The sequence below is a fragment of the Streptomyces sp. NPDC053560 genome, from assembly GCF_044544605.1.
In the GTDB taxonomy this organism is placed as follows: Bacteria; Actinomycetota; Actinomycetes; order Streptomycetales; family Streptomycetaceae; genus Streptomyces.
This window is the reverse complement of sequence record NZ_JBITXI010000015.1, coordinates 40,294-54,590: the sequence shown is the minus strand read 5'-3', so window position 1 is coordinate 54,590 and position 14,297 is coordinate 40,294. Positions and strand designations below refer to the sequence as shown.

Annotated in this window: 13 protein-coding genes and 1 pseudogene; 7 read left to right on the top strand and 7 right to left on the bottom strand. The window is 67.9% G+C overall.

What is annotated here, in order from left to right:
* Positions 1–54: 54 nt before the first annotated feature.
* Positions 55–1,050 carry a hypothetical protein gene (locus tag ACIGQF_RS31535; protein ID WP_399717350.1) on the top strand — a complete coding sequence of 332 codons (996 nt, stop codon included), beginning with the start codon at positions 55–57 and terminating at the stop codon, positions 1,048–1,050.
* 106 nt (positions 1,051–1,156) lie between these two features.
* Positions 1,157–2,536: a cytochrome P450 gene (locus ACIGQF_RS31530; protein ID WP_399717348.1), complete on the top strand. Its 1,380-nt coding sequence runs from the start codon at positions 1,157–1,159 to the stop codon at positions 2,534–2,536.
* Positions 2,537–2,978: 442 nt separating this feature from the next.
* Here the strand turns inward: ACIGQF_RS31530 and ACIGQF_RS31525 are convergent, their stop codons facing one another.
* Together ACIGQF_RS31525 and ACIGQF_RS31520 are read right to left on the bottom strand one after the other, a co-directional pair.
* The gene (locus ACIGQF_RS31525) at positions 2,979–3,569 is read right to left on the bottom strand and encodes a hypothetical protein (RefSeq protein WP_399717345.1); all 591 of its coding nucleotides are present in this window, start codon (positions 3,567–3,569) and stop codon (positions 2,979–2,981) included.
* Positions 3,570–3,837: 268 nt separating this feature from the next.
* Positions 3,838–4,785: a TIGR03564 family F420-dependent LLM class oxidoreductase gene (locus ACIGQF_RS31520; protein ID WP_399717343.1), complete on the bottom strand. Its 948-nt coding sequence runs from the start codon at positions 4,783–4,785 to the stop codon at positions 3,838–3,840.
* A gap of 144 nt (positions 4,786–4,929) precedes the next feature.
* Between ACIGQF_RS31520 and ACIGQF_RS31515 the strand changes: the two genes are divergently transcribed.
* Positions 4,930–5,496 (top strand): TetR/AcrR family transcriptional regulator, encoded by a 567-nt coding sequence (locus tag ACIGQF_RS31515; RefSeq protein WP_052868646.1) that lies wholly within the window; start codon positions 4,930–4,932, stop codon positions 5,494–5,496.
* A gap of 240 nt (positions 5,497–5,736) precedes the next feature.
* Here ACIGQF_RS31515 and ACIGQF_RS31510 read toward each other — a convergent pair.
* A pseudogene (locus ACIGQF_RS31510) lies at positions 5,737–6,644 on the bottom strand (IS5 family transposase).
* Positions 6,645–6,696: 52 nt separating this feature from the next.
* Positions 6,697–7,224 carry a sugar O-acetyltransferase gene (locus ACIGQF_RS31505; protein WP_399717683.1) on the bottom strand — a complete coding sequence of 176 codons (528 nt, stop codon included), beginning with the start codon at positions 7,222–7,224 and terminating at the stop codon, positions 6,697–6,699.
* Positions 7,225–7,336: 112 nt separating this feature from the next.
* On the opposite strand from ACIGQF_RS31505, the gene ACIGQF_RS31500 reads away from it, so the two are divergent.
* Entirely contained in the window at positions 7,337–8,266 is a 930-nt protein-coding gene (locus ACIGQF_RS31500) for a LysR family transcriptional regulator (protein WP_399717340.1), read from the top strand.
* A gap of 134 nt (positions 8,267–8,400) precedes the next feature.
* Complete coding sequence (locus tag ACIGQF_RS31495; protein ID WP_399717337.1) at positions 8,401–8,583, top strand: hypothetical protein; 183 nt, start codon at positions 8,401–8,403, stop codon at positions 8,581–8,583.
* 75 nt (positions 8,584–8,658) lie between these two features.
* On the opposite strand, the gene ACIGQF_RS31490 is transcribed toward ACIGQF_RS31495, so the two are convergent.
* Together ACIGQF_RS31490 and ACIGQF_RS31485 are read right to left on the bottom strand one after the other, a co-directional pair.
* The gene (locus ACIGQF_RS31490; protein ID WP_399717335.1) at positions 8,659–9,732 is read right to left on the bottom strand and encodes a phosphopantetheine-binding protein; all 1,074 of its coding nucleotides are present in this window, start codon (positions 9,730–9,732) and stop codon (positions 8,659–8,661) included.
* Entirely contained in the window at positions 9,632–11,752 is a 2,121-nt protein-coding gene (locus ACIGQF_RS31485; RefSeq protein WP_399717332.1) for an amino acid adenylation domain-containing protein, read from the bottom strand. Before ACIGQF_RS31485 ends, ACIGQF_RS31490 begins: the two co-directional genes overlap by 101 nt.
* 276 nt (positions 11,753–12,028) lie before the next feature.
* Here ACIGQF_RS31485 and ACIGQF_RS31480 point away from each other — a divergent pair, with 276 nt between their 5' ends.
* Positions 12,029–12,607, top strand: a complete 579-nt coding sequence (locus ACIGQF_RS31480) for a TetR/AcrR family transcriptional regulator (RefSeq protein WP_399717329.1) — start codon at positions 12,029–12,031, stop codon at positions 12,605–12,607.
* A gap of 95 nt (positions 12,608–12,702) precedes the next feature.
* The gene (locus tag ACIGQF_RS31475) at positions 12,703–13,908 is read left to right on the top strand and encodes a Cmx/CmrA family chloramphenicol efflux MFS transporter (RefSeq protein ID WP_399717326.1); all 1,206 of its coding nucleotides are present in this window, start codon (positions 12,703–12,705) and stop codon (positions 13,906–13,908) included.
* Positions 13,909–13,922: 14 nt separating this feature from the next.
* On the opposite strand, the gene ACIGQF_RS31470 is transcribed toward ACIGQF_RS31475, so the two are convergent.
* A complete protein-coding gene (locus tag ACIGQF_RS31470) occupies positions 13,923–14,255 on the bottom strand; it encodes an ArsR/SmtB family transcription factor (protein WP_399717324.1) in 333 nt (110 codons plus the stop codon).
* Positions 14,256–14,297: the final 42 nt, after the last annotated feature.

Below are 14,297 nucleotides of genomic sequence, written 5' to 3'. Positions count from 1 at the left end.
TGTGCGGCGCGAGGTGTCGCTCACTATCCAGCATCTGCTCCGAGGGAAAGCCGAATGGTGACATCTGGCCTGCACATGCCCTTCCCGCACCGGATCAGCCCCGATCTGAGCCGGGCCCGCAGACATGGACTGGAGTGGGCGGTTCGGACAGGCATGATCGCGAGCAACGAGGCAGCCACGTACTGGAGTGCATGCCGGTTTCCCGAACTGGCCTGCCTGTATTGGCCCTATGCCACCGGCGAGGATGTCGATCTCGCCGTCGACACGATGACTTTCTACTTTTTCTTCGATGACCAGTTCGACACAGACCTGGGGCATCGCGTCGAAAACGTCATCAGCGTCCTGGAGCAACTCGTCGACATCACACGCGGCACCGCCACTGCCCTGCGCGTGCCGGTCGCAGTGGCGTACGCCGACATCTGGCGCCGCTGCATTCAGGGCATGGGGCAGGGCTGGCGTGACCGCGCCGCCGGCAATTGGCGAACCTACTTTCTCGGGCACGTCGGAGAAGCTACGGACCGCGTGCGAGGAGTCGTCCACCGTATGGACACCTACCTCGCCGTCCGCCGCTGCACCGTGGGCGCCGAGACCTCCACCGACCTGTGCGAGCGGCTGGGGCAATTCGAGGTGCCCGAAGAGATCCTGGCGATTCCGCAGTTGCGCGTCATGCGCCAATTGTCGTGCGACATCCTGGCGCACAGTAACGACCTCCACTCCTTCTACAAGGAAAGGAACCACGGGGAGGTCAACAATCTGATCCGGGTCACGGCTCGGGAGCATGGCTCGACCGATGAGGAGGCCGTAACGGTGGTCCGTGAGGCCGGGGGCCGCATGATGGGCCGCTTCCTGGAACTCGACCGGGAGATTCCGGAGGTGATCCAAGCGGTCGGTGAGGCCTACGGCGACTGCATCACCCGCTACGTCGACGCACTGAAAGCTGCCATGCGCGGCTACGACGAGTGGGGCAACATGACCGCCCGCTACCGTCCGGACATCACTGGCTCAACGGGGCTGTCGTATCTGGAAGACCTGACCGGTCAGCGCTGTTGAGGGGCAGGAAAGCGATCACGCCACGACACCGCACAAGACATCAGCCTCATGCCTCACATGAGGCCAGATAGCCAGATGGCCAGATACCCAGATTCGTGGAGTCATCGTGAAAACGTCGAGTGCGATCCCCACCGCCCCCGGAGCACTGCCGCTGATCGGCCATATCCTGCCGCTGCTGCGGGCCCCGCTCGCCTTCCTGACCTCGTTACCGGCTCTGGGCGAGCTGGTACGCATCCGAGTGGGCCCTCTCGCCATTGTCCTCATCTGTGACCCGGAGCTGACCCGTCAGGTTCTGCTCGACGACCGTACCTTCGACAAGGGCGGTCCGGTCTTCGATCGTGTGCGGGAAGTGATGGGGGACGGTCTCGGCACCTGCTCGCATGGCGCGCATCGCCGACTGCGACGGCTGACACAACCGGCCTTCCACCCCGACCGGCTCCCTGGCTATGCCCAGGCCATGGCCGTCTGCATCGACGAGGTCACCACTTCCTGGCGATCCGGACAGATCGTCGACGTTCCCAGGGAAATGGGGACGATCACTGCCAGGGCGACGGCCGCGACCCTGTTCTCCGGCGAGCTGCCCGCGGAGCGGCTCAGTCAGATCGTCGACGATGTCACCACCATCTTCGACAGCTTCTACCAGCGCATGTTCAAACTTCCGCCGCTGGACAAGCTGCCCACCCCGGGCAACCGCGCATGGAGTCGTGCACGCTCCCGCCTGCGGCACACCCTCATCGAGATCATCGCCGAGCGCCGTGCCGACGGCTCCGACCACGGCGACCTCCTGTCGGCTCTGCTGGCCTCCCACGACCAAGAGGATCGCGGGCGCGGCCTCACCGACGCGGAAGTCATCGACACCGTCACCACGTTCTTCCTTGCCGGAACCGAGACCACGGCCGGCACCCTGGCCTGGGCACTGGACTTCCTGGGACGCCACCCCCACATCCAGCAGCGGCTGTACGCGGAAGCCGACGCGGTCGCGGGCGGCGCTCCCTCCGGCTACGCCGACATGGACCAGCTGAAGCTGACCGGGCGCGTCATCACCGAAACCCTCCGCCTGCGCCCACCGGGCTGGCTCCTCACCCGCGCGGTGAGCGCCGACACCCACCTGGGCGGACACCTTCTGTCCGCTGGAACCACCGTCGCCTACAGCCCCTACATCATTCATCACCGTGCTGACCTCTTTGATGCCGCCGAAACATTCGACCCGGACCGCTGGGACCCCGCACGCCTCCTACCGCCCCGCCAGAACCTGATCCCGTTCAGCACGGGCCCCCGCAAATGCATCGGCGACACCTTCGCCATGGCCGAGGCCACTCTGGCCCTGGCAACCATCACCGCCCGCTGGCATCTGCAACAACTGCCCCATCACAACACCCGCCCTGCCTTGGGCCTCGCTCTGAGACCACGCGCACTGCCGATGCGCGCGATCCGGCGAACTGCGGCCGGAACACCTGACAGGAAGTCACCCAGCAGTTCACCCTGATGCAAGACGAAGGCATCGGCGGTGCTGACTCGACGCACAGGCTGTATTTCTTTGGTTCGGGAGGGTGGTCTTCGCGCCTCCGCCAGTCGTGTGTGTCGGCGATGGCGCGGGAGTCCCCGGACACCACAACCACGAGCACGGCGCAGGGCCGGCTGACTTTGCATCCGAGAGTGGGAGTCGTTTCGACGTGACTGTGGGAGTCACCTTCTGACCGAGACTGCGATGTCGGATTCTTTTGACGTCACCCAGCGGCTTGTGGCGGGACGGTGGACTGCGCTTATGCCGCACGCGGTCGTCACTCAGCCCCACCCGCGACGCTCTGGCCTGGCAGGTTCGTGCAGGCCGCGTGAACGCCGCGCTCTGAATGCAGAAGACCTGTCCCCAGGAGGTGGGCGCGGTCGTGCGGGGCCTCGCAGATCCGCGCCCCTTTCTGGGGAGCGCGTCAGGTGCCGTCGAGGGTGCGCCCGTGGTGTTTTGCGGGGGCCGGCTGCGGTACTTCGAGAGTGTCGGCGACCTTGCGGGCCGTCTGCGCGATGCGGGGTGGCAGGAAGCTGTCCGGGGAGTCGACGTCGTCGCTCAGACGGGCGCGCTGCCCGTGCAGGCACGCCTCGGTCAGCAGCCGCTCCGGGGCGTCCTCGGGGGTCGGCGCGTCCTCGGCGTAGTGCTGGCCCCGTGCATACTGCAGTCGGGACCCGGCGTCGTCGGTGGTGGGGGCAGGCTCGCCCAGGAGGCCGGCGACCTCGGCGTGGTCCGCCTTCTGCGGCCCAGCGGCCCGGTTGTGCTGCCGGCCGGTCTGCAGATATCGGTGCGCCACATCCGGCATGCCCATGCGCTGGCAGTACGCGGCGATCGGCAACGCGGCCATGTCCATGGTGTCGGCCGCGTCCGTGGCCCGGTACATCGTCATCCGCTTCCAGGAGTGCGCCTGGTCGGGCTCGGTGTACCGCAGCACCTCCTGACAGTTGGAGACCGCTTCGGAGACGAGCTGGTGAACCGCGTGGCGCAGCGGCTCCGGCATCGGGGTGGAGTCCATGCCCGCACGCTAGAGGGAGCGCGGCCCCGGACACCGCAGTCGCGGCCCGTCGCTCACCTGCGCGGACTAGGGGGTTCTTTCGGTTCACCTCGCCGACCGGATGAGAGAGGGCAGCGAGGTGGACGGTGGCGGTCCTGTCGTAGAGCGGCAAGGCCGCACCGCCCATGGGACAGGCCCCGCGACGTGCTGATGGTGACCGGTCCGGCAGCGGGTCGTCGAGGCCCGGCGCGGTCATGGCAGAGGAAGCCGCAGCCGGTCCGGCCCTGGCTCACAGGCGCTGGGCGACGCTCCAGGTCCGTACGCGCTCTTCCCTCTCGAAGAGGTCGGTGTGGGTGAGCATGACCTCGGTGGCCCCGGCGTCGAGATAGCGACGCAACCCGGCGACGACGGTGTCCTCGTCGCCGGCGATCAGCAGGTCCGCCGCGCGCGACAACCCCTCGGCGGCGATGACCTTCCGGTAGGACGGGATGCTGTCGTAGAAACTGAGGGCGGCCGACACCCGGTCGCGGGCCGCTGCGGCATCGTCGGTGACCACCGCGGGCACCCCGGCCACGATCTGCGGGGCCGGCCGCCCGGCCGCGGCGGCGGCCTCGGTGATGGTCGGCACGATCCGTTCGGCGAGCGTGCGCGGCCCGGCGAGGAACGGAATCGTTCCGTCGGCCAACTCGCCGGCAGCCGCGAGGGCCCGCGGCCCCATCGCCGCCACCAGAACGGGGATCGCCGGGGAGGCCCCGGCCACAGCCGTCGAGCCGACCGGACGGGACGCCAGCGTCTCCCCTTCGAAGACGGTGTCGTCGCCGTCCAGCAACGGGCGCAGTGCGGTGAGGTACTCGCGCAGGTGCCGGATCTGCGGCGGGTACGCCAGGCCGAACATCGGCTCGAGCACGGTGCGTGCCCCGAGCCCGACACCGAGCCGGAAACGCCCCGCGGTGGCTGCCTGAGCCGTCTTCGCCGCCGCCGCGAGCAGCAGCGGGTGGCGAGGGTGCATCGGCACGACCGACGTGCCGACGTGCACCCGGGTCTCCGTCCGGCCCACCAGCGCCGCGAGTTGGGGCGCGTCGTAGTCCGACCCCTGCCCGAACCACAGGGTGTGCACGCCCGCGCCGGCGACCTCGTGCGCGAGGCCCACCGCCCGGTCCACGAGGTTGGTCATTCCGGGTGCCTGCGCGAACGGGCCTCCCAGGAACACTCCCACCCGTTGTCCGGCAGCATCCATCACGAACTCCTCCGTCCGATTCCGGTCCGCGAGGCGCGTCGTCCACCCGGGACGGAGTACTGTCCCGCAGCACCAGAGTGATTGCAGGTTCTGAAATAACCGTACACGTTGATTACAGTTTCTGTAATCACTACGCTGCGTGCCATGGGACGATGGCCGGGCGGCACGCAGGAACGGCTCCAGGAAGCCGCGATCGAGTTGTTCACCGAGCGCGGCTACGAACGCACGACAGTCGCCGAGATCGCGACGCGGGCCGGATTGACCGAGCGCACCTTCTACAACCACTTCGCCGACAAACGCGAGGTGCTCTTCCCCGGTCAGGACGTGTTCGTCGCCGAGGTCCGCGAAACGGTGGCCGCCGCACCCCCGGAGCAGTCCCCGCTCGACGCGGTCCTCGCGGCCTTCACCGCCGGCAGTGACTGGTTCGACCGGCACCGGGAGGCGGCACAGCGCCGCAGGAAACTCCTCGATGCACATGCCGACCTGCGGGAACGCGAACGCGCGAAAGTAGCAGCCCTGGGCGAGGCGATCGCCGACGCACTGCGCGCGCGGGGTCTGCCCGATCCGGCGGCAACGCTGACCGCCTCCGTCTGTGCCGCCGCGCACCGACTCGGCACAGCCCGGTGGCTGACCGACCCGGAGCACCGCACGCTCGAGCACCACCTGCGCGCGAGCTTTGAGGACCTGCGCCGCACCGCACGCACCTGGTAGCACCGGCCGCGGATCTCCCCGGGCCAGCGGCGGTTTCTGCGGTGGCCGGCCGCGGCGGACAGCGCACCCATCGGCCTGCTCACCGGCAAGACCCTGTTCATCACCGGCGCCAGCCGCGGGGGCGCGCGGGGCCTGACAGGAATGCCCCGCGTCCACCATCCACCTCGGCAGACTCCGGCTCGCCCCCGTCTTCATCCGGCCGCCGAGGCGATCCGAAAGAAACGCCCTAAGGCGTGTCCGTTAAATGCGAATCCAGACCAGCACTGCGGCGAGGACTGCGGCCGAGCGGTAGACGATCGCGAGCTTGTCGAACCTCGTAGCCAGGCCCCGCCACTGCTTGAGCAGGGCGAAGGACCGCTCGACCATATTGCGGTTCTTGTAAGCCACCGGGTCGAACTTCGACGGACGGCCGCCTGCTGAACCGCGGCGGCGACGGTGCTCCTGCTGGTCACGCCGTTCAGGAATGACCGCAGTGATCCCGCGGGCCTTGAGAACCGCTCGGATCGCGCGGGAGGAGTAGGCCTTGTCCCCGAGCAGCATGGTCGGGGTCGTGCGCGGGCGGCCTGCTCCGGTCCTGGGGACTCGCAGGTCGCCCAGCAACAACGGCAGGGACTGGCCGTCGTGCGCCTGCCCGGGCGTCACGACGACGGCCAGCGGTCGGCCCTGACCGTCCACGGCGTGGTGGATCTTCGTGGTCAGCCCGCCGCGGGAACGGCCGATCGCGTGCCCGGCGGGCTCTCGGTGGGCGTCGAACCCCTGCCCTCGGGCTGCGGCCCGGCACTTCTCGGGGCGGCGGGTGTTGGTGGCGTGCTGGTGGGCCCGGGTGATGGTGGAGTCCACCGCCACCCGCCACCCGCCACCCGCCAGTCGATCAGCCCGCCGTCGTCCGCGCGGGCGAGCAGGACGCCGAGCACGCGATCCCAAGTCCCGTCAGCGGCCCAGCGGCGGTGGCGGGCCCACACGGTCTTCCAGGAGCCGAACCTGGCTGGGAGGTCTCGCCAAGGAATACCGGTGCGGTACCGGTAGACGATCGCCTCCACAATGCGGCGGTGATCGGCCCACGGCCTGCCACGACGACCGGTACTGGAGGGCAGCAGAGGTTGGATGCGGTCCCACTGCCGGTCGGTAAGCCGGGCGTGACGAGGCATCAGCATCAGACCGCAAAGGTGCTGCGCACCCGGGCCAGCAGCCCGGCCGGACTCAGTCGATCGTCTTGATCACCCGGGCGGGCACTCCCGCGACCACGGTGTCGGCAGGGATATCACGAGTGACCACCGCACCGGCAGCGACCACCGCACCGGCACCGATGGTCACTCCCTGCGTGATCACGGCAGCCGTCCCGATCCAGACGTCGTCCTCGATGACGATCGGGGCGAAGGAGAGGTACTCGCGGCGTTCGGCCAAGGGCAGTGGATGGCCTCCGGTGATGAGGCTGACCTTCGGGGCGATCATGACGCCGTTCCCGATACGGATGCCTCCCTTGTCCATGAAGGTGCATCCCTGGTTGACGAAGACGTTCTCCCCGAACGTCGTGTTCAGCCCGTGCTCGGTAAAGAACGGCGGGTAGATCGTCACCGACTCCGGCAGCGGGCCACCGAACACAACTGAAAGTAGTTCCGCGCGGCCTTTGCTGTCGCTGAACGGAAGCACGTTCAGTCGAGACGTCGCATCGGTCACTTCCACGATCCGCTCCGCGTGACGCGTGAACTCAGACGTATCCACATGCATGACCTGCTCTGTGCGGGTAGACATGCGCTGATCTCACCACCGCGCAGAACAGTCGATCAAACAACCCTGACCAGACCAGACACAACCGAAGGTTGTCGAAGTAAGGTGAAGAGTGGATGTTGAGGCGTTGCGGACGTTCGTGGCCGTCGCTGAGGGCGGCCAGTTCCAGGCTGCGGCCGACGAGTTGGGAGTCAGCCAGCAGGCGGTCTCCAAGCGGATCGCAGCCCTGGAGCGGCGCATCGAGGCCACGCTGCTGGTGCGGACCTCCCGAGGCTCTCGGCTGAGCCTGGACGGGCAGGTCTTCCTGCCGCACGCCAAGAAGGTCCTGGCGGCCATCGCGCTAGCTGAGCAGGCCGTGCGCCCCGGCAGCCGGCCCTTGCGCGTCGATGTCCTCAATCGGCGAATCTCCCCGGCCCAGGCCGTCTACCGGTTTTACCGCTTGCACCCCGAGGTGGACCTCGACGCGGTCACGCTGAGCACGGAGAACGCCGCCCAGGCCGCCCAAGCGGTGCTCGAAGGGACCGTCGACGCGTCCTTCCGTGCCCTGCCGGCAGATCAGGTCCCGGACGGGATCAGCGCCGAACGACTCCTGGACGCACCCCTGGAGCTCCTGGTCGGTCCCGGCCACCCGCTGGCCGGCGCGCCCTGGGTCAGTCCCGCGGACCTGGCCAGCCACCGCATCTGGATCCCCGGGATCAGGCCGGGCACGGAGTGGGCGGCGTTCTATCAGGCGCTTTCCGAGGCCTTCGACCTGAGCGTCGACGCGCTCGGCCCCAACTTCGGTGACGAGGCCCTGATGGATGCGCTGGCCGACTCGGCCTCGCTGGCCACCCTCGTCGGCAGCGGAGATCGGTACCTGTGGACCCAGACCCACGACCTACGGCGTATCCCGTTGCACCACCCGACCCCGGTCTACCCGCACGTGCTGCTGTTCCGCAGCGGAGACCAGCACCCCGTGCTGACCGCGCTACGCGAGCATCTGCGCACCGCAGGCCCGCGAGCCCCGCACGACGGGTGGGCACCGGGCTGGGCAGACCGCTGACCAGACAACCGAATTAGCAGACACGGCCTAGTCAGCTCCTCGACCAGCATGGCTTGGTGGTCGGGCCTGTAGGAGCGTTCTTCGCGGAACGTCAGGCCAGCGGCAGGACGGGAGCGACCATTCGTTCGTACGGCATGGACCTGCTGCGCTGGTGGAGGTTCATTCCCGGGTGGGACATCTACTGGGGCCGGGCCACCCCGGCTTCGGGAGAGGTCGAACTCTTCCGTCATGGTGCTGGAGAGACGGTTGTCGGCAACGGCTCTATTGCGCCCGTCGCCGACAACCGTCACCGCGAGAAGACGCTCACCGTCCCCTGACGATCTGGCCGTCGTATTCGCCGCCAGCGCAATACGGGATTTTGAACAATGGCTTGGCTGGGTGCGAGTACCACGTCACTTGCCCTCCGCCCTGCACGCATTGCGCCGGGTTGGTGTCGGAAGCGCCAGACGTGAGACCGGTTCGGTGGAGTCGCTCTCCAGCCGGGCTGCCAGATCGGCCAGCTTGGGGCGCTCGAAGACGATCTGCAGCGGCAGCCGCGTGCCGAACTCCTTATTGATCTTGTTGATGAGGGCGACGGCGGTCAGCGAGTTCCCGCCGGCGGCGAAGAAGTCGTCCTCCACCGAGACCTCGTCGTACTTCAGCAGCCTGCCCCAGGTCTCGGCGAGCCACCGCTCATGCCGGGTGCCGGGCGCCACGTACACCGTGCCGCTGCCGGCGACGCGCACCTCCTGCGAGGCGGCAAGAGCCTTTACATCGACCTTGCCGTTCGCGGTCAGTGGCAGGCGGTCAAGGACCAGAACTCGGTTGGGGATCATGTAGTCCGGCAGAGAGTGCGCCAGTTCGTCCTTGACGATCTCCGCCGGCCCCTTCATGTGGACGGCATCCTCGTGCATCCCCTCGCTGCGGACCTGCTCCGCACTCACCTTCCCGCCGAGGAAGAAGTAGGAGGGGCCCGGCTCTGTCCCGCACGAGGTCAAAATGTCATCGATGCGCCGCGCAGCCGGCAGCGGGTTGCCGGTCTTGGAGCTGTAGCCGGCGGACATGAAACCAAGCGCAAGGCCATTGCGCTGCAGGTGATGCAGCTTGGTGCCCATGCTGATGTACTCCAGCCACGGCTGCTTTGACCGGCTGACCACGGTGACACCGAAAGCCGCCCGGTCATACACGTGCTGGTTGATGGCGATCACGTGCTTGCGCTGTACCAGCGCCTCCGAGATGCGCTCCAGCTGTCCGTCCGCGTAGCGGTACTGCCCGGCCGGTAGGCCGTCCACCCGCCCGGGATGTGCCTGCACATAGACCTCGGTGCAGTCCTGCCGGGGAAGACCGTCATGGCGGTCGATGGTGAATGTGCCCAGGTAGTAGTCCTCAGCGGCGACATCGAGACGGTCCTTGACGGAGGGGCGATACGCCTCGGGCCGGATCGTGAGGCCGTACTCGGGCAGCACCTCTTCGAACACGCCCACCATGTGTCCGGCCTCGAACTCCAGGACTTCTTGGATGTTGTTCGTGTAGACCGGCTCGATGGCCTGTCGCTTGCCGACGAAGTGCACGCGCAGCGAAGCATGGGAAGGTTCCGCCGGCTCGGCGATCCGCACCAGGCTGTGATCGAGAGGGTGGTAGTAGTACACGCCCGCGGGGAGACCGTTCAGCCCGCTGGTCTCCAAGTACATCTGTGTGGCGTAGAGCGCACCGGGGGGAGGCGTAGGCGTACTTCGGCAGGAGTCGCTCGTCACTGTGGAACTGCCCGAACCACCGCAGCACCTCGCCCAGTTCCGCGAACGTCAGTTCCTCAAGACCACGGGAGCGCGCCTCGGCCGGCCGTGGGGCCAGCAGCGCCCGCACGTCCTCCCGGCTCACCGTGCCGCCCTCATAGAAGCGGTAGGTCTTGCGGGCGAAGGTCTCCCGGCGCTGCCGTTCGGTCGCCCGTCCGCCTGGCAGCCCCACCACCGGCCGGCCGTGCACCTCCTTGGCGCTTCGCAGGCCGGGATTGGACAGCTGCGCCTTCACCTGCAGCTTGCTCGCCTTGGACTGATGGTGGCCGCCATGGTTGCCCTGGTCCATCAAGGCGGCTTCCTTGGGGTCCAGCTCGATGCAGGCCACCAGGCTCTGGAAGCCCGTCCGCGCGTCGTCGGTGACCACCGCCGCCGCGCGCCGCACCCAGGTGTGCTCCTCGATGGCCAGGGCGATTTCGTCCAGCTCCACGCGGTAGCCGCGCAGTTTGACCTGGTTGTCCGCCCGGCCGACGCAGGTGAGGGTGCCGTCGGGATTCCAGTACGCCAAATCCCCGGTCTTGTAGAGTCGCTCGGTCGGGACGAACGGCGAGGTGATGAAACGGTCCTGCGTCAGTTCCGGCCGCTGCAGGTAGCCGCGGGCCAGCTGCACACCGCCGATGTAGAGCTCACCGGTCTCCCCGATGTCCACCGGCGCCAGCGTCTCATCCAGGACGAAGCACTGGGTGTTGTCCACCGGGACGCCGATGGGCACCGTACCGGCACCTTCGGTGAGCTGGTCCGGGTCGACCAGGTTGGCGGTGGCGTTGATGGTGCACTCCGTGGGCCCGTACAGGTTGACCAGGGAGGCCCCTGGGAGCTCGTCCAGCAGTGCCCGTGCGAGCCGCTGCGAGAGTGCTTCGCCACCGGAGAAGACGCGCTTGAGCGTGGTGCAGCTGTGGAATGTCTCGGTGTCCAGCAGGGCCTGGAGCAAGGTGGGTACGCCCTGCAGCGTGGTCACCTGGTGCCTGTTGATGGTGGCGATCAGGGCTTCGGGGTCGCGGTAGACGCCTGGTGCTCCGATGACGACCCGGGCGCCGGTGGCGGGGGCCAGGATCTCCCATTGCGCCGCATCGAAGCTCATCGGCGTCTTCTGCAGCACCGTCACATGCGTCCCCAGATGGCCGAAGGCCTGCATCCAGCGCATCTGGGAGGTGATGCTGCGGTGCTCGACCATCACGCCCTTGGGCTTGCCGGTGCTGCCAGAGGTGTAGATGACATACGCCAGGGACTCCGGCCGGGGGCCGATCGGACCGGCGCCGGTGAACCCCTGGATGTCGGCCGGAGTGAGGATGCGCACGCCGCGCGGTGCGAGGTCGGCCAGCCGGCCCCGCAGGTGGTCCTGGGTGATGAGGACGCGCGTACGGCTGTCCTCGATCATGTAGCGCAGCCGGTCCTCGGGGTACTCCGGAGACAGCGGCAGATAGGCGGCCCCGGCGCTCAGGACGCCCCAGGCGCCGACCATCAGTTCCAAGGACGGCTCGACGTACAGGCCGACGCAGTCGTCGATGCCCACGCCCAGCTGCCGCAAGTAGCCGGCCAGTTGTCGACTGGCCTCTGCGAGCTCTCGGTAGGTGAGGTGCTGGTCCTCACAGGTGACCGCCACGGCGTCGGGCTGCACACGTACCTGCTGTTCGAGCAGGCCGGGGAGGCAGACATCCCTCTCGCGAAGCGTGCCGTGTGCATGTATAGGCGCGGCGGACTGTGTGGTTGCCAAGGTATCCCCCATAAGTAATCGAATAGGAGGTCTGCGATGTCAGACCTCTCTCCCGTTGCCCGCGCCGGACATCTGTCGGGGGGCTCGGGAGGGGCGGCGCCGGCGCCGGGAGGCGTAGGAACCTCCGGCTCAGAGCGGTGCACTGACATCCGGGTTGGCGTCCCGGGGTGTCGGCGTCGCATCGACCACGGAAGAGACAAGCACAACGACGATCTTGAAGGGAACCCTTCCTGACGAATTTTTTAATGTTGATTCCAGAACTGCTATGCTCCGATCATGTCTCGCCCAAGAGGTTTCGACCTTCATCACGCGCTCGACGCGGCCATGACCGTCTTTTGGGAGAAGGGGTACACCGCCACCTCGGCCCAGGACCTGGTGGACGGTACGGGGCTGGGGCGTGGCAGCCTGTACAACACCTTCCAGAGCAAGCACGGCCTGTTCGAAGCCGTCCTGCGCCGGTATGACACCGTGTGGACCTCGCGCCAGGTGGAAGTACTGGAGGGGGACGAGCCAATCCGGGACCGCATCCGGACGGTCTTGATGACTGTGGTGGAGGAGGAGTCGGCTCCCCTGCCCGAACATCGCGGCTGCCTAGCGGTGAACTCCGCGATGGAGCTGGCCGGGCGGGATGAGGAAGTCACCGGCCTCGTGCAGTACATCTTCGCGCGGATGGAGGAGGCGCTGCATGAGGCCATCCAGCGGGCGCAACGCGGCGGGGAGATCGACAAGGCGCAGGACGCCCGGCAGCTGGCGCAGTACCTGCTCAGCTCCATGTACGGCTTGCGCGTGCTGGGCAAAGTGGCCGACCGTCAGGCTCTGACCGGCATTGTCGAGAAGATCCTGCAGTCTCTCTGAGTGCCCCGTCGCGGTGGACGACCGACGACCCCGTCGGTCGTTTCCGTTTGACCTGATTCTGTAACGTTCATTCAAATGCGAGGCAAGGAGCAGCGATGCCCATCGCCGTGTACATCCTCGGTCTGACCGTGTTCTGCATCGGGACGACCGAGTTCATGATCTCCGGGCTGCTGCCGGACCTGGCCCGGGACCTGTCGGTGTCCATTCCGACCGTGGGTCTGCTGATCTCCGGCTACGCGTTGGGCGTGGTCGTCGGCGGCCCGGTGCTGACGGTTGCCACCCTGCGCATCAACCGCAAGACCTCCCTGGTCGGTCTGCTGCTGTTGTTCGTCCTGGGGCAGACCATGGGGGCGCTGGCGTCGGGCTACGGAGTGCTGATGACGGGCCGGGTGATCGCCGCTCTGGCGCAGGGGGCCTTCTTCGGCATCGGCTCGGTGGTAGCCGTGGACCTTGCTGGCCCGCAGCGGCGGGGACAGGCCCTGGCCATCATGTTCGCCGGCCTGACCGTGGCCAACGTCTTCGGCGTCCCCGCCGGGACCTTCCTCAGCCAGCACGCGGGATGGCGGGCGAGCTTCTGGGTGGTGGACGCCCTGGCCGTCCTGGCCCTGCTCGGCGTCACCTTCCTCGTGCCGCGCCGCCCCAACGGGCCCTACGTCGGAGTCCGGGCGGAGTTCGCCGCGTTCCGCAACCCGCGGGTCTGGGTGGCACTGGCCACCTCCATGCTGACCCAGGCGGCGATCTTCTGCTGCTTCAGCTACCTCTCGCCCCTGTTCACCGACGTCAGCGGTTTCCCCGAGGGGGCCGTGCCGCTGCTGCTGGTCCTCTTCGGCATCGGCTGCTTCGCCGGCAGCATCGTGGGCGGCAAGTTCGCCGACCGCTATCTGCTGCCCAACCTCTACGTCGGCATCGGCGCCATGGCGCTCGTCCTGGCCCTGCTGACCCTCACTGCGCACAGCCGGACCGCCACCGTGGTGACGATCGCGGTCTTCGGTGTGGCGGCGTTCTCCATCAATCCCGCCCTGCAGGCGCAGGTGATGCGCGAGGCCGGGGATGCCCCGACGCTGGCCACCACCACCACCAACACCTCGGCCTTCAACGTCGGAAACACCATCGGCCCGTGGCTCGGCGGCAGCGTCATCAGTGCCGGCCTGGGCTACACCGCTCCCGCCTGGGCCGGCGCCCTGCTGGCCGTGGCAGGACTGCTGACGGCGGCTGTCTCCGGGATGTTGCACCGCCAGGCGACGCGTGCGTCACAGACCTCGGGCGGCGCAAATGTCCTTGCGTCCTCCCGGGCCTCCTGAAGCAGCGAAAACCTTCAGCTCGTCCCGGAGCGCGGCCGCTCCCGCTCGAGCTGCAGCAGGTTGTCCAGCAGGCCGGGGAAGCGCTCCTCGAATTCCCCCCGCAGCTGTAGGAGCATGCCGGTTCCGGTGCTGCGCTGGATGATCAGACCCGCCTCCCGCAACACCTTCCAGTGGTAGGAGCGCGTCGACTTCGCCCCCGGCACTTCCAGGGAGGAACAGGCCATCTCCCGCTCGGGCTCGGCGGCCAGCTGGACCACCACGCGGCGCCGGTGCCGGTCGGCCAACGCCGCGTACACCGCGTCCAGTTCGACCGCGTCCAACTCGGGGTGCGACAGCTGGATGGGCATGCCAGGCCTTTCGTAAAGAGATCGTTTAGAACCGTTGTCAGC